At 65.5% G+C, this 22,426-nt stretch carries 18 protein-coding genes; 5 read left to right on the top strand and 13 right to left on the bottom strand.

What is annotated here, in order from left to right:
• The 5 genes from ccoG to JDO7802_RS07475 form a co-directional block, all read left to right on the top strand.
• Positions 1-1,524, top strand: a 1,524-nt coding sequence (gene ccoG / locus JDO7802_RS07495) for a cytochrome c oxidase accessory protein CcoG (protein WP_083481066.1), incomplete at its 5' end; no start/stop codon positions are given.
• On the top strand, positions 1,521-1,976 hold the full coding sequence (locus tag JDO7802_RS07490; RefSeq protein WP_055084130.1) for a FixH family protein: 456 nt from the start codon (positions 1,521-1,523) through the stop codon (positions 1,974-1,976). The genes ccoG and JDO7802_RS07490, both read left to right, overlap by 4 nt.
• On the top strand, positions 1,973-4,075 hold the full coding sequence (locus JDO7802_RS07485; protein ID WP_055084128.1) for a heavy metal translocating P-type ATPase: 2,103 nt from the start codon (positions 1,973-1,975) through the stop codon (positions 4,073-4,075). Before JDO7802_RS07490 ends, JDO7802_RS07485 begins: the two co-directional genes overlap by 4 nt.
• Complete coding sequence (gene ccoS, locus JDO7802_RS07480) at positions 4,072-4,281, top strand: cbb3-type cytochrome oxidase assembly protein CcoS (protein WP_055084126.1); 210 nt, start codon at positions 4,072-4,074, stop codon at positions 4,279-4,281. Before JDO7802_RS07485 ends, ccoS begins: the two co-directional genes overlap by 4 nt.
• 72 nt (positions 4,282-4,353) lie before the next feature.
• Positions 4,354-5,967 carry an alpha-amylase family glycosyl hydrolase gene (locus JDO7802_RS07475; RefSeq protein WP_055084124.1) on the top strand — a complete coding sequence of 538 codons (1,614 nt, stop codon included), beginning with the start codon at positions 4,354-4,356 and terminating at the stop codon, positions 5,965-5,967.
• 19 nt (positions 5,968-5,986) lie between these two features.
• On the opposite strand, the gene JDO7802_RS07470 is transcribed toward JDO7802_RS07475, so the two are convergent.
• The 13 genes from JDO7802_RS07470 to JDO7802_RS07410 form a co-directional block, all read right to left on the bottom strand.
• Positions 5,987-7,618: an alpha-D-glucose phosphate-specific phosphoglucomutase gene (locus tag JDO7802_RS07470; protein WP_055084122.1), complete on the bottom strand. Its 1,632-nt coding sequence runs from the start codon at positions 7,616-7,618 to the stop codon at positions 5,987-5,989.
• Positions 7,608-9,707 carry a glycogen debranching protein GlgX gene (gene glgX / locus JDO7802_RS07465; protein ID WP_055084120.1) on the bottom strand — a complete coding sequence of 700 codons (2,100 nt, stop codon included), beginning with the start codon at positions 9,705-9,707 and terminating at the stop codon, positions 7,608-7,610. The genes JDO7802_RS07470 and glgX overlap by 11 nt, the downstream gene beginning before the upstream one ends.
• Positions 9,704-11,152, bottom strand: a complete 1,449-nt coding sequence (gene glgA, locus JDO7802_RS07460) for a glycogen synthase GlgA (RefSeq protein ID WP_055084118.1) — start codon at positions 11,150-11,152, stop codon at positions 9,704-9,706. Before glgA ends, glgX begins: the two co-directional genes overlap by 4 nt.
• The gene (glgC, locus tag JDO7802_RS07455; RefSeq protein WP_497706860.1) at positions 11,149-12,408 is read right to left on the bottom strand and encodes a glucose-1-phosphate adenylyltransferase; all 1,260 of its coding nucleotides are present in this window, start codon (positions 12,406-12,408) and stop codon (positions 11,149-11,151) included. Before glgC ends, glgA begins: the two co-directional genes overlap by 4 nt.
• Positions 12,409-12,426: 18 nt before the next feature.
• The gene (gene glgB, locus JDO7802_RS07450) at positions 12,427-14,616 is read right to left on the bottom strand and encodes a 1,4-alpha-glucan branching protein GlgB (protein ID WP_245624144.1); all 2,190 of its coding nucleotides are present in this window, start codon (positions 14,614-14,616) and stop codon (positions 12,427-12,429) included.
• Between the two features lie 249 nt (positions 14,617-14,865).
• Positions 14,866-15,570: an RraA family protein gene (locus tag JDO7802_RS07445; protein WP_055084116.1), complete on the bottom strand. Its 705-nt coding sequence runs from the start codon at positions 15,568-15,570 to the stop codon at positions 14,866-14,868.
• The gene (locus JDO7802_RS07440; protein WP_083481065.1) at positions 15,567-16,265 is read right to left on the bottom strand and encodes an alpha/beta fold hydrolase; all 699 of its coding nucleotides are present in this window, start codon (positions 16,263-16,265) and stop codon (positions 15,567-15,569) included. Before JDO7802_RS07440 ends, JDO7802_RS07445 begins: the two co-directional genes overlap by 4 nt.
• The gene (locus JDO7802_RS07435; RefSeq protein ID WP_055084112.1) at positions 16,255-17,049 is read right to left on the bottom strand and encodes an HpcH/HpaI aldolase family protein; all 795 of its coding nucleotides are present in this window, start codon (positions 17,047-17,049) and stop codon (positions 16,255-16,257) included. The genes JDO7802_RS07440 and JDO7802_RS07435 overlap by 11 nt, the downstream gene beginning before the upstream one ends.
• Entirely contained in the window at positions 17,049-18,176 is a 1,128-nt protein-coding gene (locus tag JDO7802_RS07430) for a cupin domain-containing protein (RefSeq protein WP_055084110.1), read from the bottom strand. Before JDO7802_RS07430 ends, JDO7802_RS07435 begins: the two co-directional genes overlap by 1 nt.
• Entirely contained in the window at positions 18,173-19,252 is a 1,080-nt protein-coding gene (locus tag JDO7802_RS07425) for an ABC transporter ATP-binding protein (RefSeq protein ID WP_055084108.1), read from the bottom strand. The genes JDO7802_RS07430 and JDO7802_RS07425 overlap by 4 nt, the downstream gene beginning before the upstream one ends.
• Before the next feature lie 13 nt (positions 19,253-19,265).
• The gene (locus tag JDO7802_RS07420; protein WP_055084106.1) at positions 19,266-20,081 is read right to left on the bottom strand and encodes a carbohydrate ABC transporter permease; all 816 of its coding nucleotides are present in this window, start codon (positions 20,079-20,081) and stop codon (positions 19,266-19,268) included.
• Positions 20,078-20,962 (bottom strand): carbohydrate ABC transporter permease, encoded by an 885-nt coding sequence (locus tag JDO7802_RS07415; RefSeq protein ID WP_055084104.1) that lies wholly within the window; start codon positions 20,960-20,962, stop codon positions 20,078-20,080. Before JDO7802_RS07415 ends, JDO7802_RS07420 begins: the two co-directional genes overlap by 4 nt.
• Positions 20,963-21,036: 74 nt before the next feature.
• Complete coding sequence (locus tag JDO7802_RS07410; protein ID WP_055084102.1) at positions 21,037-22,314, bottom strand: ABC transporter substrate-binding protein; 1,278 nt, start codon at positions 22,312-22,314, stop codon at positions 21,037-21,039.
• Positions 22,315-22,426 lie beyond the last annotated feature (112 nt).

Raw genomic sequence — 22,426 nt, 5'->3', positions numbered from 1 at the left:
CTTTTCGCCGCCCGCGAACCCGTCTTCCCCCGGAAGGTGACCGGCACGTTCCGTCGCCTGAAGTGGATCATCATGGCGGTTACGCTCGGCATCTATTACCTGACGCCTTTCATCCGCTGGGACCGCGGCCCGAACCTGCCCGACCAGGCCGTGCTGGTCGATCTGGCGGGGCGGCGGTTCTATTTCTTCTGGATCGAGATCTGGCCCCACGAATTCTACTTCGTCGCGGGCTTGCTGATCATGGCCGGCCTTGGCCTGTTCCTGTTCACCTCCGCGCTGGGCCGTGTCTGGTGCGGCTATACCTGTCCCCAAACCGTCTGGACCGACCTGTTCATCGCGACGGAACGTTGGATCGAAGGCGATCGCAACGCCCGCGTTCGTTTGTGGAAAGCCGGCTGGAACGCCCGGAAGATCCGCCTGCGGGTCTTCAAGTATGTCGTCTGGGCTATCATCGGCCTGCTGACCGGCGGGGCCTGGGTGTTCTACTTCGCCGATGCGCCCACATTGGCCGTCGACCTGGTCACCGGACAGGCGGCCCCCGTCGCCTATATCACCGTCGCCATCCTGACGGCGACGACGGTGCTGATGGGCGGCATCGCCCGCGAACAGGTCTGCATCTACATGTGCCCCTGGCCACGCATCCAGGGCGCCATGATGGACGAAGGCACGCTGACCGTCGGCTACCGCGATTGGCGTGGGGAGCCGCGGGGCAAGGCGCATGACGGCACCACGGGCGACTGCATCGATTGCATGGCTTGCGTCAACGTCTGCCCGATGGGCATCGACATCCGCGAAGGACAGCAGATGGCCTGCATCACCTGCGCGCTGTGCATCGACGCCTGCGACGACGTGATGGACCGGATCGGCAAGCCGCGCGGATTGATCGACTACCTGGCCCTCAGCGATCAGCCCCCCGCCGACGACATCTCGCAACGCGCCGCCGTCGTCCCGCTTGGCGTTTCGACGCAGGCCGATGGCGTCTCGATCCCCGTTGCCGGACAGGCCCGTTCCGCCCCCAACACCGCCCCGGTTCCGATTATCACCACTGCGCCCAAGGGTTGGCAGCCACAGCCGATCTGGAAGCACGTCCTGCGCCCCCGGACGATCGTCTATACGGTTCTATGGGCCGCGATCGGCGTGGGGCTTCTCTTCGCACTGTTCATCCGGCCCGAAATCGACATGACCGTCGCCGCCGTGCGCAACCCGCAGTTCGTCGTTCTGTCTGACGGATCGGTCCGCAACGCCTATGACATCCGCCTGCGCAACAAACACGGGGAGGAGCGGGCCTTCCACCTGTCGCTGACGGCGGACGACACGCTGCGCATCTCGCTGGAGGGGCGGACCGACCTGACCGTCCCCGTCCCCGCCGACGCGACCTTCCGACAGCGGGTCTATGTCACCGCACGGCCCGGCGACGCCGCCGCCTTCGCTGATCGCACCGACCTACGTTTCTGGATCGAGGACATCGTCTCGGGTGAACGCGCGCATGCCGACACACATTTCTTCGGGAGAGATATGCAATGACTTTCGTCCTGACCGGTCGCAAGACCTTCGCGATGTTCGCCACCGGCTTCGGCATCATCATCGCCGTCAACGTCACCCTGGCCGTCAATGCGGTGAAGACGTTTCCGGGACTGGAAACGGCCAACAGCTATGTCGCGTCGCAGGCGTTCGATTCGGACCGGGCCGCGCAGCAGGCGTTGGGCTGGCGGGCGGTCGCGCATCTGTCGGACGATGCCGTGACGCTGGATTTGCGCGACGCCACCGGCGCGCCTGTCACCGATGTCACTTTCGACGCCACGCTGGGTCGGGCCACCAATGTCGCGCAGGACGTCACCCCCGCCTTCGTCTTCGACGGGACGGTATGGACGGCGCCCGTATCGATTCCGCCGGGCAACTGGGATTTGCGGCTGGTCGCCACGCGGGCTGACGGCACGACCTTCCGCAAGCGCCTGAAACTGAGGACCGGCCAATGACCCTTATCGCCGATCCACACACACGGATGCCTGCGGGCGACGGGGTACGCAGCTTCACGCTGTCGGTGCCCGACATGCGGTGCGCGGGCTGCATCGCTGGGGTGGAAGGCGCGTTGACCGCCCTTCCCGGTGTGGCGCTGGCGCGGGTGAACCTTGGCGACAAACAGGTCCGCGTCACGGGCACGCTGGCCGAAGCGGCCCCGCTGATCGCGGCGCTCGACCGCGCGGGCTTTGCGGCACGCGAACTCGACCCGCAGGCGCTGACTGGGACCGTCGACGCGGAGGGACGCACGCTTCTGATGCGGATCGGCGTTGCCGGATTTGCGATGATGAACGTGATGATCCTGTCGGTCGCCGTCTGGTCCGGCGCGACCGAGGCGACGCGCATCCTGTTCCACTGGATCAGCGCAGCCATCGCCTTGCCCGCGCTGGCTTATGCCGCGCGACCGTTCTTCGCGTCGGCCATCACGGCGCTGGCCGCGCGACGCATGAATATGGACGTGCCCATCACCCTGGCCATCGTGCTGGCCGCGGGCGTATCCCTGCACGAAACGTGGGTCCAAGGGGCCGACGCCTGGTTCGATGCGGCGCTGTCGCTGACGCTGTTTTTGTTGATCGGGCGATACCTCGACCACCGCACCCGACGGGCCGCCCGCTCCGCCGCCGCCGCCCTGACGGCGCTTGAAGTGCCCCGCGCGACATTGGTGGGCGATGCGGGCGACCGGGTCGTGGCCACAGCCGACCTGGCCATCGGTGACCTGATCCGCGTCGTCGCCGGGGCGCGGGTTCCGGTCGATGCCCGCGTCGTCGAGGGGCGCGCGGATCTGGACCGCAGCCTGATCACCGGGGAAAGCCTGCCGGTGCTGGCCGCCGTCGGAACCGACGTCGCGGCCGGAGAGACGGTCGTGACCGGCCACCTGATCGTGCGCGCAACAGCCGTGGGCGAAGACACCGGACTGCGCCGCATGGCCCGCGCCGTGGCCGTGGCCGAAGGGGCGCGCGGGGCGCATGTCGCCCTGGCCGACCGGGCGGCGCGTATCTATGCGCCCACCGTGCACGGGTTGGCCGCCGCCGGGTTCCTGGGCTGGTGGCTGGCGACGGGCGACATCCACCGCGCGATCCTCGTGGCGGTCGCCACGCTCATCATCACCTGCCCCTGCGCTTTGGGGCTTGCGGTTCCGGCCGTCTCGGTCGCCGCATCGGGGCGGATGTTCAAGGCGGGGCTGCTTCTCAAATCCGCGACGGCGCTTGAACGGTTGGCGCAGGTCGATGCGCTGGTCGTGGACAAGACCGGCACACTGACCACCGGCACCGCCGATCTCTCTCACCTCGATCCGCAGGCGGCCGGTGTCGCCAGAGCGTTGGCGCAGGCGTCGGACCACCAGGTGTCCCGCGCGGTCTGGGCCGCCCTGCCGGACGCGGTTCCGGCCGATCTTACGAATATTCACGAGGTTGCGGGCGACGGCATCGCGGCCCTTTGGCAAGGTGCGCCCGTCCGGCTGGGCCGTGGCGAGGGGGGCACCGACCTGACCCTGCCCGGCCGTGCCCCAATCGATGTCACCCCGAGGGAAGTTCTGCGCCCCGGGGCCGCCGTGATGGTGCGACGGGCGCAGAACGCGGGATTGCCGGTCACCCTTTTGTCGGGCGATCGAACCGCCCCGGTGCGTGCCGTGGCAGATGCCTTGGGCATTTCGGACTGGCACGCGCAGGCAAGCCCGCAGGACAAACTCGACCTGCTGCGCGCCCGCGCCGCGGCCGGGCAGAAGGTTCTGATGGTCGGCGACGGGCTCAACGACGCCGGGGCACTTGCCGCGGCACATGTCTCGCTTGCCCCCGCCACCGCGCTCGACGCGGCGCGGGCCGCCTCCGACGTGGTCCTGCTGGGGGGCGATCTGTCGGCGGTGCCGATGGGACTGCGGCTGGCGAAACTGGCCAGACGGCGGATGTTGCAGAACTTCGCGCTGGCGGCAGCCTACAACGCCATCAGCGTGCCCCTGGCCCTGGCCGGCCTGGCGACGCCGTTGATGGCGGCGGCGGCCATGTCGTCGTCTTCCATCCTGGTGGTTCTCAACGCCGTCCGACTGAGGGTGCGGCCATGAACGTCCTGATCCTGCTGATCCCGGTGTCCCTGATCCTTGGGTTTTTCGGTCTTCTGGCGTTTCTCTGGACGCTTCGGCATCGGCAGTACGAAGATCTGGAAGGCGACGCCGCGCGCATCCTGCTGGAGGATCGTGACCCGGAGGACGACGGAACCGGGCGGCTCGCCACCCCACACGCCGACACACACATCGGACCCGGTCATTGACGGCCGTTAGGCCATGGTACTCCGCCGCAAACGGTGCATATCTGCTGGATCGGGCGACAGGTGGAGGCGACGATGCGGGAATGGTGGCGGGATGCGGTGATCTATCAGATCTATCCGCGGTCATGGCAGGACGACGACGGCGACGGCATCGGCGATCTGGCCGGGATCGAGCGTCGTTTGCCGCATATCGCGGAGCTTGGCGCGGACGGCATCTGGCTGTCTCCGATCTTCCGCTCTCCGCAGGCGGATATGGGCTACGACGTCAGCGACTACCGCGATGTCGATCCGTTGTTCGGAACGATCGAATCCTTCGACCGGCTGATTGCCACGGCACATGATCTGGGGCTGAAGGTCATCGTCGATCAGGTGCTGTCGCACACCTCCGATCAACACGAGTGGTTCCGCGAAAGCCGCCAGGACCGAAAAAACCCCAAGGCGGATTGGTACGTCTGGGCCGACCCGCAACCCGACGGATCGCCCCCGACCAACTGGCACAGCCATTTCGGCGGGCCCGCGTGGGAGTTCGATCCCGTGCGCGGGCAATATTATCAGCACAACTTCCTCGCCTCGCAGCCCGACCTGAATTTCCACAACGCGCAGGTTCAGGACGCAATCCTGGCGACGTGCGAGTTCTGGCTGGAGCGGGGGCTGGACGGGTTTCGCCTCGATACCGTGAACTATTACTTCCACGACCAGCAGCTGCGCTCCAACCCGCCGGCGCAGGTCGCCCCACAGGTGATGGCCACCGATCTGTTCGGAATGCAGGACAATATCTACAACAAGAACCGGCCCGAGAACCTTACCTTCCTTGAAAAGTTGCGGGCGCTGACCGACCGCTACGACGATATCATGATGGTTGGCGAAGTGGGCGACATGGGCCGCCGGTCGATCGAGTTGATGGGGCAGTACACGGCCGGAACCTCCCGCCTGCACATGGCCTACAGCTTTGCGATGCTGGGGCCGGAGTTGACGGCAGAACATCTGCGCGACTGCATCGAAGGGTTCCAGCGGCACGCGCCGGACGGCCAGCCCTATTGGTCGTTCAGCAATCACGATGTGCCGCGTCACGTATCCCGCTGGGGCGACCATGCCGTCGGCGAGACCGAGATGGCGCGGCTGGCCTGCGCCATGCTGATGGCATTCGAGGGGACGATCGGCATCTATCAGGGTGAGGAGCTGGGCCAGACCGAGACCGAGATGGAATTCCACGAACTGACCGACCCGCCCGCGATCCGCTACTGGCCCGGGATCAAGGGGCGCGACGGATGCCGCACGCCGATGGTCTGGGAAAAGGACGCGTCGCACGGTGGTTTTACGTCCGGCACGCCGTGGCTTCCGGTGAAAGCGCCGCAACTGGCCCATGCGGTCGATGCGCAGGGACCCGATGGGGTGCTGGCCTTCTACCGCGAGGCGATTGCCTACCGGAAAGGAAGTGCCGCACTGACACGCGGGGCCACGACGTTCCTGGACCTTCCCGAGCCGATCCTGGCGTTCCGGCGGGGCGACGGCGAGGGCGCGCTGACCTGCGTGTTCAACCTGCGCGCCGCGCCGCTGACGCTGGATGTCACGGGCGATGCGATGATCGACGGACCAAGTGCGGCGACGCTTTCGAATGGCGTTCTGCATCTGCCGGGCAACGGGTTCGTATATCTGGCCGGGGCCGATGTGGGACTGACGGCCGGCTAAGGGCCACCGCCCGGACCCGTCAGGTCACCACGTTCGGCGCGTCGCGGCCCGTCAGGTCGGGCAGGTTCGACAAGGCAAGCGCGGCCTGTGCCACCGGGGTCAGCACATCGGACGGGTCGAGGGCCAGACGCGCGGGATCGGTTTCGGGCTGTTCGAGATAGAGGCGGATCGTGGCCCCCACGGTCCCCGTCCCCGAAAGGCGGAATACCGCGCGCGCGCCGCCGTCGAACCAGATGCGCAGACCCTGCGCCGTGGCCCGCGACCCATCGACCGGGTCGTCATAGGCGAATTCGTCGGCGGCGGTCACGGTCAGACCCGCGGCCACAGTCCCCGGAAGGTCGGCCAGCCTGTCGCGCAGCCCGTCCATCACGGCCTGCGCGCGCGCCGCCTCGACATCCTCGTAATCGTGGCGCGCGTAATAGCAGCGCCCGTAGTCGCGCCAGAACGCCTCCATCAGATCGGCGACCGACATCTTGGTGTCCGCAAGGATGTTGAGCCACAAAAGCACCGCCCACAGACCATCCTTTTCGCGGACATGGTCGGACCCGGTTCCGGCACTCTCCTCGCCGCACAGCGTGACGCGACCGGCATCGAGCAGGGTACCGAAGTATTTCCAGCCCGTCGGCGTCTCGTGGCATTCGATGCCAAGCCGTTCGGCCACCAGGTCCACGGCGCCCGACGTGGGCATCGACCGCGCCACCCCGGCCAGACCGTCCGCGTAGGCGGGTGCCCGATGCGCGTGGGCGGCCAGCACGGCCAGGCTGTCGGACGGCGTGACATAGGCCCCGCGTCCCACGATCATGTTGCGATCCCCGTCCCCGTCCGACGCCGCGCCGAAATCGGGCGCGTCGGGCCCGTACATCTCGTCCATCAGGGCCTTGGCCCAGATCGGGTTCGGGTCGGGATGGCCGCCGCCGAAGTCGGGCGACGGTGTGCCGTTGACGACCGTGCCGGCCGGCGCGCCCAGCCGACCTTCCAGGATGTCGCGCGCATAGGGGCCGGTGACCGCGTGCATGGCGTCGAACCGCATCCGGAAACCACCCGCGAACAGCGACTGGATCGCGTCCATATCGAACAGGCTTTCCATCAAGGCCGCGTAATCGGCGACCGGGTCGACCACTTCGACCGTCATGTCGCCAACCTGCACGGTGCCATCCACCCCCAGATCGATATCGGGGGTCGGCAGGGTGCGATATTCCTCGATCACCTGCGTTGCCGCGTGGATCCGGTCGGTCACCGCCTCGGGCGCGGGGCCACCGTTCGGGCCGTTGTATTTCAGGCCGAAATCACCATCCGCGCCACCGGGGTTGTGGCTGGCAGACAGGATCAGGCCGCCCGCGGCCCCCCGCAGCCGGATCAGATGCGACGCGGCGGGCGTCGACAGGATGCCGTCCCGGCCCACGATCGCCCGGGTCGCCCCGTTCGCCGCCAGCATCCGCAGGATCGTCTGGATCGCGTCGGCGTTGAAGAAGCGCCCGTCGCCGCCGATGACCAGCGTCGCGCCGTCGACCCCACCGATCCCTGAAATTGTCGACTGGACGTAGTTTTCGAGGAAGCCCCGCTCCATGAAAGTTTGCGTCTTCTTGCGCAGACCAGAGGTTCCGGGCTTCTGGCCGTCGATGGGCCGCGTGGCGATTGTCTCAGGCTGCATCTCGGGCTCCTTCCAGGGGTTCGGACACGAAGACGGCGATGGAATCGGCCGCGATGGCGGTGCTGTCGGGCGCATCGGTCGGATCGTCGGCGGCGGTGTCGAACCGGCGCACCCAGTGGTCACCGGACGGCAGGTCCGGCAGGGCGATGTCGACGTCGGGACCGCGGTTGAGGACGGCGAGGATCGCATCTTCGCGGTCGACGTAGCCCGGCGTGTTGGAAGCCATCCGCATTTCGGCGATCACCAGAGGATAATCGGCGTCGTCCCAATCGGCCTGCGTCATCTCGGCCCCGTCGGGGCGCCGCCAGAACAGGTCGGGCGTGCCGTCCGTCAGGCGTTCGCGCGCATGCAGAAACCGGCGCTGTCGCAGGATGGGATGGGCCGCGCGGAACGCGATCGCGGCGCGGCAGAAGTCCATGAAGGAATCGTCGCGCGTGGCCCAGTCGATCCAGCCGATCGGCCCGTCCTGACAATAGGTGTTGTTGTTGCCATCCTGACCGTTCCCAATCTCGTCCCCCGCCAGCAGAAGAGGGGTTCCCTGACTGAACATCAGGGTCGCGATCATGTTGCGGCGGCGGCGAATGCGGGCGGCGCGGATGTCCGCATCGTCGGTCGGCCCCTCATGCCCCATATTGTCCGAGTGGTTGTCGGAATGCCCGTCGCGATTGTCTTCGCCGTTGGCCGCGTTGCGCTTTTGGGAATAGCTGACCAGATCGGCCAGCGTGAATCCGTCGTGCGCGGTCAACAAATTGACCGAGGCGGTCGCGGCGCGGCCATCGTGATCGAACTGCGGCGCCGACCCGCTCAGCCCCGCGGCCATGCCTTTGGCCATGCCGCCGTCGCCGCGCCAGAAACGGCGCGTGTCGTCGCGGAACCGGTCGTTCCATTCGCCGAACGGGGCGGGAAAGGCCCCAAGCTGATACCCGCCCGGTCCTACGTCCCACGGCTCTGCGATCAGTTTGACGCGGTTGAGAACGGGGTCCTGCCGAATTGCGCGCAAGAACGGCCCGTCGCGATCGAACGCGCCGTTGCCGGTCCGGCCCAAGGTGGTGGCCAGATCGAAGCGGAACCCGTCGACATGCATCGTCTCGACCCAGTAGCGCAGTGAATCCATCACCATCCGCAACGTGAATGGATTATCGAGATCGAGCGTATTTCCACACCCGGTATCGTTCACATAATAGCGCGGATCTTCGGCCAGCCGGTAATAGCTGGCGTTGTCGATACCCCGGAACGCCAACGTCGGGCCCAGTTCGGATCCTTCGGCGGTGTGGTTGTAGACGACATCCAGAATCACCTCGATCCCGGCGGTGTGAAACTGCGCAACCATGCGTTGAAATTCGGCGATGTCGGCCCCGGCCATATAGCGCGGTTCGGGCGCGAAGAAGCCGTAGGTCATGTAGCCCCAATAGTTTCGCAGACCCCGGTCCACCAGAAAGCGGTCATCGATGAAGGCCTGCACCGGCAGCAACTCCACCGCCGTCACGCCCAGTTTGGTCAGGTGGTCGAGCATCGGCGGCGACGACATCGCAAGATAGGTTCCCGGCTGTTGAATGCCCGGATGGGTCATGGTCAGGCCCTTGACGTGCGCCTCGTAGAAGACCGTGCGTTCCATGGGACGGCGCAGCGGCGCGTCGTCGCCCCAGTCGAACATAGAGTCGACCACGACGGACCGTGGCATGAAGGGCGCGCTGTCGCGGGTGTCGAAGCTCAGGTCACCGTCCTCGTGCCCGACGGTGAACCCGAAGAGCGCGTCGTTCCAGATCGGATGCCCGGTCAGGCGCTTGGCATAGGGGTCGATCAGCAGCTTGTGGGAGTTGAAGCGATGGCCTTCTTCCGGGGCATAGGGCCCATGCACGCGGTAGCCATATTGTTGACCGGGGCGCAGGCCGGGGACATAGCCGTACCAGATATGCCCCTCCCGCTCGGGCATGGCGACAAGATGGGTCTCGGCCCCGTCCTCGTCGAAGAGGCAAAGGGTGACGCCCGTCGCATGGCGCGAGAAAATAGCGAAGTTCACGCCACCCGCATCCCAGGTCGCACCCAGAGGAAAAGGCACGCCAGCTTCGATGAGAAAGTTTTCGGTCATGGGGGAGGAACGGTGCAATCTTCGTAAAGGGTTCGATAGGCCGGAGCGGAACTTTCCCAACCCACGGGCTGCTTCATGCCCTTTCGCTGCATCATGCGCCAGACCTTCCCGTTGGCGTGCAGGTCACACAGGCGGGTCAGCGCGCCCGACAGCGCGTGCGCGGTGACGGGCCAGAACTGCACCCCCGTCGCGGCCCCGGCGGCCAATGCGGCCGGAGAGGCGTTGATCACCGTATCCGCCAGCCCCCCGGTCAGCGCCACCAACGGCACTGTGCCATAGCGCAGACCGTACAGCTGCGTCAGGCCGCAGGGTTCGAACCGCGACGGCACCAGGATTGCGTCGCCCCCCGCGATCATGCGGTGCGACAATCCTTCGTCGTAGCCGATGCGAACGGCGAGGCCCGGCGCATGGGCCGCCCGTTCCAGCAGCGCACCTTCCAGCGCAGGATCGCCCGATCCCAGAACCGCCAACTGCCCCCCCCGGTCAAGCAGCGTGGGCGAGGCCTCCAGCAGCAGGTCGATGCCCTTCTGGTCGGTCAGTCGGGACACCAGGACGCACAGCGGTCCCTTCGATGCGGGCAACGCCATCTCCGCCCGAAGCGCCTTGGTGTTCGCGGCCTTGCCGGTCAGGTTGGAATAGGGCGCGATCTGCGGGTCGGTGGCCGGGTTCCAGATGTCGGTGTCGATGCCGTTTACGATGCCCGTAACCTCGGGCGCCCGGTGCCGGATCACCCCATCGAGGCCCATGCCGAACTCCGGCGTCATCAATTCCGCGGCGTAGGTCTGGGAGACGGTCGTGATGCGTGCCGCCCCCATCAACCCGGCTTTGAGCGACGAAATCTGGCCCCAGAATTCGTAGTGATCGGCATAGCGGGCGGGGTCGAGGCGCAGCGCGGCCCCGCGGTCTGCAGGAACGGTTCCGGCGAAGGCGATGTTGTGAACGGTGAAGACGAAGGGGACGTCGGTGCCGTGCGCGGCAAGGTATTCCGGCACCAGCCCCGCCTGCCAGTCATGGCCATGGACCACGTCGGGCGTCCAGTCCCCGGCCCCGTCGCGCGCAAGGACGGCGGCGGCAAAGGACAGCGCAGCGAACCGTTCTGCGTTGTCGGGCCAGTCGCGCCCGCTGGCATCCATGTAAGGCCCGCCGGCGCGATCAAAAAGATGCGGCGCCTCCAGGATCATCAGGTCGAGGCCCGCTTCCGACCGCGCCACCACCCGTGCCGGTCCCCCCCACAGATCGTCCCATTCAGCCACGGTCGCGCCATCGGTCGCCACGCCCCGGTAGCCGGGAATCAACGTTCGCACCTCTACGTCCAACGACGCCAATGCGCGGGGCAAGGCACCGACGACGTCGGCCAGGCCACCGGTCTTGACCAGCGGCGCGCATTCCGACGCCACCGATAGCACGGCGATCCGCCGGGTCGATTGCGCGCCGCCCCCGGTCATGCCTTGGCGGCCCGCGCGTCCAGCATGTCCTGCGTAATCAACGTCGTGCCCCGTTCGGTCACGCGGAACCAGCGCGCGTCCTCGGTCGGATCCTCCCCGACGACCAGGCCTTCGGGAATGACGACGCCGCCGTCGATCACGACCCGGCGCAGCCGCGCGGACCGGTTGACCACGACGCCGGGCAGCACGACCGCATGGTCGAGCACCGCATAGGAATTGGTGTGGACGTTGGTGAAAAGGCAGGAGTTGCGCACCTCGGTCCCCGAGATGATGCATCCCCCCGCGATCATCGAGGAAATCGCCATACCCCGCCTGTCGCGCTCATCGTGGATGAATTTCGCGGGCGGCACGCTCTCCGAATAGGTCCAGAGCGGCCAGTTCCGATCCCAGAGGTTCAGGTCCGGCGTGAAACTGGTGAGGTCGATATGCGCCTCCCAGAAGGCATCGACGGTGCCGACATCGCGCCAATAGGCGGGCGCACCTTCGTCGCGCACGCAGCTGCGATCATAGCGGTGTGCCATGGCCTTGCCGTTCGCCACGATGTCGGGGATCAGGTCGGTACCGAAGTCGTGGCTTGAATTCGGGTCCTCGGCGTCGCGGGCCAACAGGTCGCGCAGGAAGGACCATTTGAAGACATAGATGCCCATCGACGCGAGGGCGACGTCGGGGTCGTCCGGCGTGCCGGGCGGATCGGCCGGTTTTTCCAGGAACGATGTGATGCGCCCCTCCTTGTCGGTGGCCATCACGCCGAAGGCCGTCGCCTCCATCCGCGGCACGGTCAGGCAGCCGACGGTTACATCCGCACCGCTTTCGACGTGTTCGCGCAGCATCACGCCGTAATCCATCTTATAGATGTGATCGCCGGCCAGAATGATCACGTAGTCGACGTCGTAGCTGTCCACGATGTCGATGTTCTGCGTCACGGCGTCGGCCGTGCCCTGATACCAATTCTCGTTACCGGTCCGTTGAGAGGCGGGAAGGATATCGAGGAATTCGTTGCGCTCGGCCCGGAAGAACGTCCAGCCGCGCTGCAGATGGCGGATCAGGGAATGCGCCTTGTACTGAGTGGCGATCGCCATCTTCCGGATGCCCGAATTGAGCGCGTTCGACAGGGCGAAGTCCACGATCCTGGCCTTGCCGCCGAAGGGCACCGCGGGCTTGACCCGCCGGTCGGTCAGTTCCCTGAGACGGGATCCGCGCCCGCCGGCGAGGACGAAGACCATCGATCTTTGCGTCAACCTGTTCATGTCCGTCATTCCGGTCCTCCCAAACCTCTATGTTCCGCCTGCGTGCCGCAGCACGATCACCGACAGAGGCGGCAGCGTCAGCGCCACGGTCGCGTCGTCGTCGCGGCCTTCGGCCACCACCCGACCCATGTTTCCACGCCCCGCACCGCCGTAGATTTCCGCGTCGGTGTTGAGAACCTCGTCCCAGGTGCCGGATTTCGGCACGAGAATTTGAAACTCCGTCCGCTCGACGGGGGTGAAGTTGCAGACCGCCACGACCGGCGCGTCGCCGTCGGCTCCGAACCGCGCGAAGGCCGTGATCGATTGGGCCGGATCGTTGGCCAGCCAGCGAAATCCGTCCGCCTCGCAGTCGCGAAGATGCAGCGCGGGCGTCTCGCGGTACAGGGTGTTGAGGTCGCGCACGAGGTGCTGCACACCGGCGTGCGGCGCGCGTTCGGCGGCGGACCAGTCCAACTCGCCATCGTGCGACCATTCGGTCGGCTGCGCGAATTCGCACCCCATGAAGAGCAGTTTCTTGCCCGGATGCGCCCACATGAACCCGTAATACGCCCGCAGGTTCGCGAACTTCTGCCACGCGTCACCCGGCATTCGGTCAAGCATCGACCCTTTGCCGTGCACGACCTCATCGTGGCTGATCGGCAGGATGAAATTCTCGGTGAATGCCCAGTCGATGGGGAACGTCATCAGGTGATGGTCATGGCTGCGGTGCACCGGGTCGAGACCGATATAGCGCAGGGTGTCGTTCATCCACCCCATGTTCCACTTGTACCCGAACCCCAGCCCACCATCGTGCACCGGGCGCGAAACGCCGGGGAAAGATGTGCTTTCCTCGGCAACGGTCATCACGCTGGCATCGGCCCCGTAAACGACGGTGTTCATTTCCTGCAGGAGGGCGATGGCCTCGTAATTTTCCCGCCCGCCGTCCTTGTTGGGCACCCAGGCATCCGCCGCGCGCGAATAATCGCGGTAGAGCATCGACGCGACCGCATCCACGCGCAGCCCATCCAGATGGTATTCCTGGGTCCAGTAGAGCGCGTTGGCCACCAGATAATTGCGAACTTCCGTGCGCCCGTAGTTCGGGATCAACGTGTTCCAATCCTGATGAAACCCCTCGCGCGGGTCGGCGTGTTCGTAAAGCGCGGTGCCGTCGAAACGAACGAGGCCGTGTTCGTCGGACGGGAAATGCCCCGGCACCCAGTCAAGGATCACACCAAGCCCCGCATCATGCGCGGCATCCACCAGATCGCGGAACTCGTGCGGGGGGCCAAAGCGGATCGTCGGGGCATAAAGGCCGACCGGTTGATAGCCCCAGGACCCGTCGAAGGGAAATTCGGAGATCGGCATAAGCTCGATATGGGTGAAGCCCATGTGAACCGCATAGCCTACCAGATCACGTGCCAATTCCTTGTACGACAATGACCGACCACCCTCGTCCCACCGTCGCCGCCAGGACCCGAGGTGAACCTCGTAGATCGAGATCGGGGCACTTCGGTCCGCCCGCGCGGCCCGCGCCGCCATCCAATCTCCATCGCGCCAGCCATAGCCGTCGATGTTACGAACGACAGACGCCTGTTCGGGTGGGTGTTGCGACCCGAAGCCCAACGGGTCGGATTTGCGCCGCAGCGCGTCTTCCGCATCCAGAATTTCGTATTGATATGTCTCGCCTTCGCTCAGACCCGGAACGAAAATCTCCCAGACGCCCATCGCGCCAAGTTGGCGCATCGGATGGCACCGCCCGTCCCAGGCGTTGAATTCGCCCACCACGGACACGCGCCGCGCATTCGGCGCCCAGACGGCGAAATGTGTGCCCGCGACGCCCTCATGGTCCCGAACGTGCGCGCCAAGTGCGCGCCAAAGCTCCCGGTGTGTGCCCTCGCCGATCAGGTGGCGGTCGAGATCGGTCAGCACCGGGCCGAAGGCATAGGGATCGTGGATCACTGTCTCGGTCCCGTCCGGCCAGATCGTCACGATCCGGTAGGCACCGTCGGCGACCTTGGCCGCGAACACGTCGCCGTCGATGCGGGCAAGTTCCGTGCGGGAGCCGTCTGTTTCGACCATGACACGGGTCGCGCCCGGTTGCAGCGTCGTGACCCAGCGCGCGCCGTCGACGTCGTGCGGCCCCAGCACATCGAATGGCTGCGCATGTCTGGCCATCGCCAGCGCGTCCAAAGCGTCTTTGGTCAAATGTCGGGGAAGGGTCACCCCATGGTTCGACATGCCGCGCTCTCCGTTCGCCATGTTCACCACCCCTTCACCCCCTGTTATGTAGCGCAACCCACCCCGCGGCAAGGTGACGCCATCGGTCGGCCGTTGTGGGATACATCAGCAGGACGACAAGATCGGATCGGGACCTCAAGGATCGGTCCGCCAACCGGCCCTGCCCGCCGTCCGGTGATCGAAGACGAGGCGGGTCCGCCTACCGGCTGTTTCGAAATCGTCGAAGATCAGGCGCACTGCCTTCGTGCGTCAGACCCTTGCCGTCTCAAAGGCGGCCCAAAGATCCCGGAACGCCTCCATATCCACGGGCTTGGACAGAAGCGGGTCAAGGACGATAGCCTCGGCTGCAATCAGGCGGGCAAGAGCGTCCTGCAAGGTTGCATAGACATCCCTTGGCACCACCACCGCACCATGCCGGTCGGCATGGATAAGGTCCCCGTTGCATACGGTCAATCCGTGGATCGTGGCGGGCGTGCCGATCTCTCGGACGTGAACGAAACCATGGCTCGGACCGACCGAGCCGGCAAGGATCGGGAAACCGCCCGGAAGATCACCAAGGTCGCGAACGACGCCGTTCGTGACGGCACCTTCCAGCCCGAAAACGACGCTGTGGATGCGGGCGTGCAATTCGCCCCACCACGCGCCCGTCGCCGCGTCGCCGTCCATGTCTTCCACCACGGCAATGCCGGGCCGGGGGCCTGTTACCATGGCCTCGAAGTAGTCCATACGCCGCGCGCGGAGTGTCTGCGGGTCTTCGGTCGGCGGGGCGCGGCCTGCGATCTTCGCCGTTCGGGCGAAGCCCACGATCCGCGCATCAGTCGGTCCGGTCCAAATCACGGTTCGCCGGGTGAAGCCGGCAAAGCCGCGACGGCCCTGCGCCATCTCGATCGCGTTGCAGACGGTCGGCGTATCGTACGCGCGCAGACAGGCGAGCAATTGATCAACCTGGGTCATGGCGTCGTCCTTTCCAAATCCAGCAGAGCATCCGCGCAGGCCTGCGGATCTTCGAGCAGCGCGTAGTGTCCCAATCCATCGAGTGCCCGAAACGATCCGCAAGCTGCGGCATCGGCCACCGCCCGTCCGATTTCAGACGGTGTCTGTTCGTCCCTGGCCCCGGTCAGGACCCAGATTGGAACGCGGGACGCGGCCAACGCCATCGTCGCACCGGGTCGTCCGATCGCAAGGTCGGTCTGGGCGACAATGTCCCCGGCAGCCATGTCGGCCATGTCGAGGATGAGCGCACGCGCCGCCGCCGGATCAGGACCCTTGAGCGAGGCGAGCGACGCGGCAATGGCTGCCGCCCCGCCGACACTGCCGACCCGTGCCGCGAACGCCCGACGCCCGCCAGCGTTGGCCGGGTCATCGGGATGGGGCGTGACGGCGAACAGGATCAGGCGCGCGCACCGCAGCCGGTTCGCATGATGCGCCGCGACGATGGCCCCGAGGGAGAAGCCGCAAATGACGGCGTCCTCCGACACGTCCCGAAGCGTTGACGCATAAGCCGCGACCGTCGGCTGTCGCAGCGCGAGCGTCCTGCGCCGGTCGGACGGCACGCCAAGCCGGTCGAGCATTCCGTCGAAGACCTGGCCCGTACACAGCGTTCCGGGCAACAGGACCCAAGGGCGCGCTGTCAGCGGTTCAATAGCCATTGCCGGACACGTGTGCGGATGCAGCGGTCGCCTTCTGCAACGTGATGCGGACCGCGTCGCGCAAACTGCGGGTCAGGTGGGCGAAGTCATTGCCCGGCGTCACGAGGCGGAAGCCCTGCGCGGCCCGGGCCCGCGCCTCCTGGCCCGAGGCGCAGAAGATGCCGACCGGCACCCCCCGGCGCGTCGCAGCCTCACGAACGTGGGCCAGCGCAACCTCGGACTTCGGGCGGGGGTGCCCCACATGCCCGTCCAGCGCGAAGGCCATGTCGTTGGGGCCAAGGTAGATCATGTCGATCCCCTCGATATCGAGGATCTCCTCTATCCGGTCGACGCCTTCCGCCGTTTCGATCATCGGGATCGCCATGACGGTCGCATCCGCTTCGGCCACGTAGTCGGGCCCGCCAAAGAGCATCCCGCGCGAGGGGCCGAAGCTGCGTTTGCCGGTGGGCGGATACCGGCAGGCCGCGACCAGGGCGGCGGCATCTTCGGGGGTGGAAATCATCGGACAGATGATTCCGTAAGCCCCCGCGTCCAGCAGATGCATGATCTGCGCCGCATCGTTCGACGGGACGCGCACGAGAGGTGTTGCGGGGGTTGCCGAGATAGCCTGCAGCATCTGGATCGCTTGGCCTGTGTCGAACATGCCGTGTTGCAAATCGACGGTCACAGAATGAACGCCGGAGTGTCCGACTCCCTCGGCAGAATAGCCCGATCCGATGGAGAGCCATCCGTTGACCACGATCTCTCCGGACGCGAGCCGGGTGCGGACGGCGTTGGGGCGCATCAACCTGCCTGCCTGTAGCTGGGCAGAAGCGCGGCCTTGGCGACGAAACCACCAGCGTCGAGCCCCAGACCGGCCTGCCGCGCGCCCTCCAGCACTTCGGGCGCGAAGGTCGGACGTTTGCGGTGATCGCCGGAAACGACGACGAGAACTTCGACAGGGTCGTCGCCGATGGCCGTCACCGTTCGGAAGACCCCCGCCGGGATCGAGTAGGTCTCCCATGCATCAACCTCGACCGAGGCACCGCCACCGTCGGCATAATCCAGACGCAATCGCCCTTCGTGCACGATCATCACCATCTTTTCGTCCACGGCGAAGGGGCCGGCCGACTGGCCAGGGTCCAGACGCAGCCATTCTGCCGAGAAGCCGTGCGGATTGGTGATGGGCGGAACGTGGTCGCGGTTCTGGGTCATGCCATAGCCGATCACCGGAGCGATCTGCGCGCCGCCGCCCGGCAGATCCTGATCGATGAAGGCAGACCGGAAATCGCAGTCGTCCCGTTGCACGAAGCGCGACATCATTTCTTCGCGGGTAACCTCCCGCAGGTCGGCCACATCTGCCTCGGGCATCGGCGGGATGCGCCCGTCCTCTGGCGGGACGGGATCGCCACGCGAGGTGTCGATCAGGCGGTTGTCGGACGAGATATAGAGACCGTAGTCCGCCGCCTCCCGAATGATGTCGGGGTGGAAGATCACGCCGCCGGTGTTGTCTCCGCCCAGAATGGTGAAGAGCCAGCCATCGTCTTCCCCTGCGTTGGAGAAGCCGCGGAAGATCCATGTTGGCACCGACAGGATGTCGCCCGCACGGCCCGTCGCCTCGTTCTCGCCATTGGACCCCCACCGGAACGTCCATTCGCCGCGCTGCACGATGAAGACTTCGGCGGTGAAGTGAATGTGCAGGTTGTTGGTAATGCCCCTGGGCATCGCGGCAGCCCCGATGTTGAAACCATGCGCCTCGGGCAGGTTGATGACCTGTTCGTCCGAAGAGGTCACGCCTGGCCCGATGATCGAATAGTTTTCCTTCAGATGCGAGCCGGGCTTCTTGCAGTCGATGAAAGCGACAGTGCAAGAGACGTAGTCTTGGCGTTTCACATGCCGGGCGGCGGCGATATCCTGGGTGATAGGTGTCATAGCGTTTGTCCTTTTGCGGAGAGGCCGTCGAGCCGGTGCCCGGACGGACGATCGAAAAGATGAACCCGTGCGCCCGGTTTGGGCACGAAGTGGCACGGTGCATTGATCTCGGCCTCGTGGTCCGCTGGCCCGCGCGCGCAGACGGAGTTCGCGCCGGTGCGCAGGGTGACCAGCGTGCTTTCACCCGTCAACTCGAGTGCATAGAGCTTGCCAATGACCGGCGCGTCGGGCGCGGTCGAGATCTCCAGATCCTCGGGTCGGATTCCCAGAACTACATCGTCGCGGTCCGGCTGATCCACGGGGAAGGATACGCCCGGCGCGGTGAAGACGCCGCCCGCAATCGCCCCGTCGATCAGGTTCATCGACGGCGATCCGATGAACCCTGCCACGAACAGGTCGGCGGGTTCGGAATAGATGCGCTTGGGCGTGTCGAGCTGAACAATGCGTCCTTCGCGCATGATGGCGATACGCGACGCCAGGGTCATCGCCTCCATCTGGTCGTGGGTGACGTAGACGGTGGTCACGCCCAATTCGTGGTGCAGGTGCTTGAGTTCGGCGCGCATGGTCACGCGCAGCTTGGCATCGAGGTTGGACAGCGGCTCGTCCATCAGGAAAATCGATGGCGTGCGCACGATGGCGCGGGCCAGGGCCACGCGCTGCCGCTGGCCGCCTGACAACTCCGACGGTCGCCGCTCCAGCAGGGCTTCCAGTTCGACCTTCTCCGCCGTCTCCTGTACCCGCCGCGTCCGCGCGGCCCGGTCGACACCGCGCAGCTTGAGCGGATAATCGATGTTCTGGCGCACCGTCATATGAGGGTAGAGGCCGTAATTCTGGAACACCATCGCGATGTCGCGGTCCTTGGGCGGCTTGTCGTTGATCCGCTTGCCCGCAATTTCGATATCGCCCGAGGTGATCTCCTCCAACCCGGCGATCATGCGCATCGTCGTCGTCTTGCCGCAGCCCGATGGCCCGAGCAGGACGAGGAATTCGCCATCCTCGATCGTCAGGTTGAGCTGCGGCACGGCAAGGAAGTTACCGTATTTCTTTTCGATATCGACGAGGCGCACGTCGGCCATTGGATATTCCTGTCTATTTGACCGCGCCGGCCGTCATGCCGCGCGTGAAGTGTTTCTGGATCAACAGCGCCATGATGAAGATCGGCACGGTGATCATCACACCCGCCGCACTCATCAATTCCCAAAGATCGCCGCGTTCTGTCCGGAAACTGACCAGGCCAACCGGCAGCGTGACCGCATCGCGGCGCGTGAGGATCAGAGCGAAGAGAAACTCGTTCCACGTCAGGATGAAGCAGAAGATCGAGGAGGTCAGGATGCCCGGTGCGGCCATCGGCAGAACGATGTCCTTGATGACCCGCAGGCGCGATGCGCCGTCGATCATCGCCGCTTCCTCGCTGTCGGTGGGGATGGCGTCGATGAAGCCCTTGATCATCCAGATCACGAAGGGCGTCACGATAGCGAGGTTCACCACGATCAGCGCAAGGCGCGTATCGAGCAAACCCAGCGTGCGGAACATCAGAAAGAACGGCAGAACGATCACGACGGCCGGGATGAACTGCGTCGACAGGATCAGGAAGAACAGAAACTTGCGTCCCCGGACCCGAAAGCGGGAGAAGGAATAGGCGGCGAGCGAGGCGCAAGGCACCGCAATCAGCACCGTCACCGTCGCCACGATGACCGAGTTCAGGACCATGTCGCCAAGGTTCCAGGGGTCCGCAAAGACCGTGACGAAGTTCTGCAGCGTCGGCGAGAAGTCCAGCGACAGCGAATAGGCGTCACGGGGGCGTTTGAACGCCGTCAGGAACATCCAGGCGATCGGGAACAGGACGATCACCGACACGAGGACCAGAAGGGCGCGTTCCCCCCACCATGCGAGATGCCGTTTCATGCGGTTGCCATCTTTCTGTCGCTCAGGAGCATGCGGACGTACCAGATCGAGATGAGCATCATGATCGCCGTCAGGATCCAGGCAAGCGCCGAGGCATAGCCCATGTCGTACCACTTGAAGCCGACGTTGAAGACGAAGAACGCCAGCGTTTCGGTCGAGGTGCCGGGGCCACCGCCAGTCAAGGTGACGACCTGATCGAACATCTTGAGCGCAAAGATCGTCTTGAGAACGGCTGTCACCAACAGGACGCCCTTCATCTGCGGCAGGATGATCCCGAAGAAGATGCGCAGGTAGGACGCGCCGTCGATCCGCGCCGCCTCCTCGGTTTCGCGCGGGATGGAGGCGAGGCCGCCGAGGCACATGAACGTCATGTAAGGGGCCCAGTGCCAGACGTCGGTCAGAACAAGGATCGCCATCGCGAGGTTTGGATCGGCCAGCCAGGGCATACCTTCGAGTGCGGGAAAGACCGCGCCCAGCCCCTTGGCCAGAACGCCGAATTCAGGGTTGAACATGAAGCGGTAGCTCACGCCGATGAGCGCGGGGCTCATCGCGAAGGGCAGGATCAGGACGATCCGGGTGAAGGTGTGCATCCGGCCCTTGCGGCGCAACAACAGGGCCAGCGACATCGCGATGACCAGGGTCAGCGCCACGCTGGTGACCACGAAAATGGTCGTCACCCAGAGGGAGTTCTGAAACCCGCTCTCGCTGGCCGCATGAAGATAATTGTCGAACCCGACGAACCCGTCCGGTCGGCGTTGCTTCGTCAGGTCCCACTCCCGGAACGACGTCACGAAGGAATAGGCCAGCGGATAGATCGTCGTCGCCAGCACGATCACGAAGGCGGGAATCAGCAGCCAATATGGCAGCATGCGGTCCTTCACGGGGACACCTCTCGGGACGAAAAGGAGGATCGGGACGAGCCGTCGCGCGGCGCGTCCCGAAGGTTGTCAGACGATCAGCGGATCGCGGCAATTTCCTCGGCGGCCGTATCGAGCGTGGCCTTGACGTCGTCGCTCTCGCCCGATGCGAGGCTGGAGATCGCCGTCTCCAGGATCTCTGATATGCGCAGCCAGTCCTCGCCGAACTCGATGCCCTCTGCGGTCGCCAGCGCGTCGGCCGCGGCCTGGTGCATGCCACCCCAGCGGGCGTTGACCTCCTCGTCGGTGAGGTTCGACATATGCACCGCGACGACCTCGGTAAGCTCCGGATCCAGCAGAACTTCCCGCTCCAGCGCCGGATCGGTCAGCCAGCCGAGAAACTCGGTTGCGGCGTCCTTGGACCGCGACCCGTCCGTCACCGAGAAGACCCAGGTATTGGTGTAGGTGCTGCGGTCCGCACCCGCCACCGAAGGCAGCGACGTGAAGCCGACCTGCTCCTCGGTCAGGGTCGACTGCTCGGGGTCGGTCAACTGCGAGCGGACCCACCACCAGACCGGCAGCATCGCGGAGTTGCCCTGCTTGAAGCTGTTGACGGCGTCCTGCTCCACGAACACGGCGGAGCCGGCGGGAACGATCTCCTGCTCCTTGAGGTAGCCGACGTAGGTTTCTGTCGCGGCGACGCCGGCGTCCGAATTGAAGATCGGATTGCCGTCCGCATCGAACAGGTCGCCCCCGTTGCCCCAGAGAAGGTTCATCCAGACCATCAGGTTCTGACCGCTGAGCTTGCCATAGGGCAATGCGACACCTGCCGCGTCGGTGCTGTCCTGAATGGCCTTAGCTGCCGTCACCATTTCCTCCCAGGTTTGCGGCGGCTCGACACCCGCGGCCTCCAGAAGGTCCGCACGGTAGAACAGAAGCTGGACGTGGCCACGCACCGGCAGGCCGATCAGCTCCCCGTCGACCATGCCGTGCCGCATATGCGCCGCTGGGAAATCCGACATATCGGTACCCTGGGCCTCCATCTCCGCAGTGATCGGCTGCACAAGAAGCTGAAGGGACGGGATCCACTGGTCCATGATCGATACGACATCGTAATCGCCGCCGCCCGCGACCATCTCGGTCGTCAGGGCTTCCTTCATGTTCGGGAACGGAACGTAGTCATAGACCACGTCGATGCCCGTCGCCTCCTCGAAGGCGGCAAGGCGGGCTTCATGGGCCTCGAACTGGCTCGACTTCACGGCCAGTACGTTGACGGTCTGACCGTCGTAGGGCTTCCCCTCCGTCGCTTCCCAGGCCAGCGCCGACGTACCGCACAGGGCTGCAACGATGGCGACCGAACTTTTCAGATATTTCATGACGTCCTCCCAAATGTCTGTCGGAACGCTAACCCGCTTTGGAAAATCTCGTCAATATTATTATTGATAATCTTGAGTGGTTCGCTTCGATGCCGCATGCTACCGTCTGAAA

Origin of the sequence: Jannaschia donghaensis, from assembly GCF_001403795.1 — a bacterium.
In the GTDB taxonomy this organism is placed as follows: domain Bacteria; phylum Pseudomonadota; class Alphaproteobacteria; order Rhodobacterales; family Rhodobacteraceae; genus Jannaschia; species Jannaschia donghaensis.
Note: the sequence above shows the minus strand (reverse complement) of the source record. Positions and strands in the feature narration are given on the sequence as shown.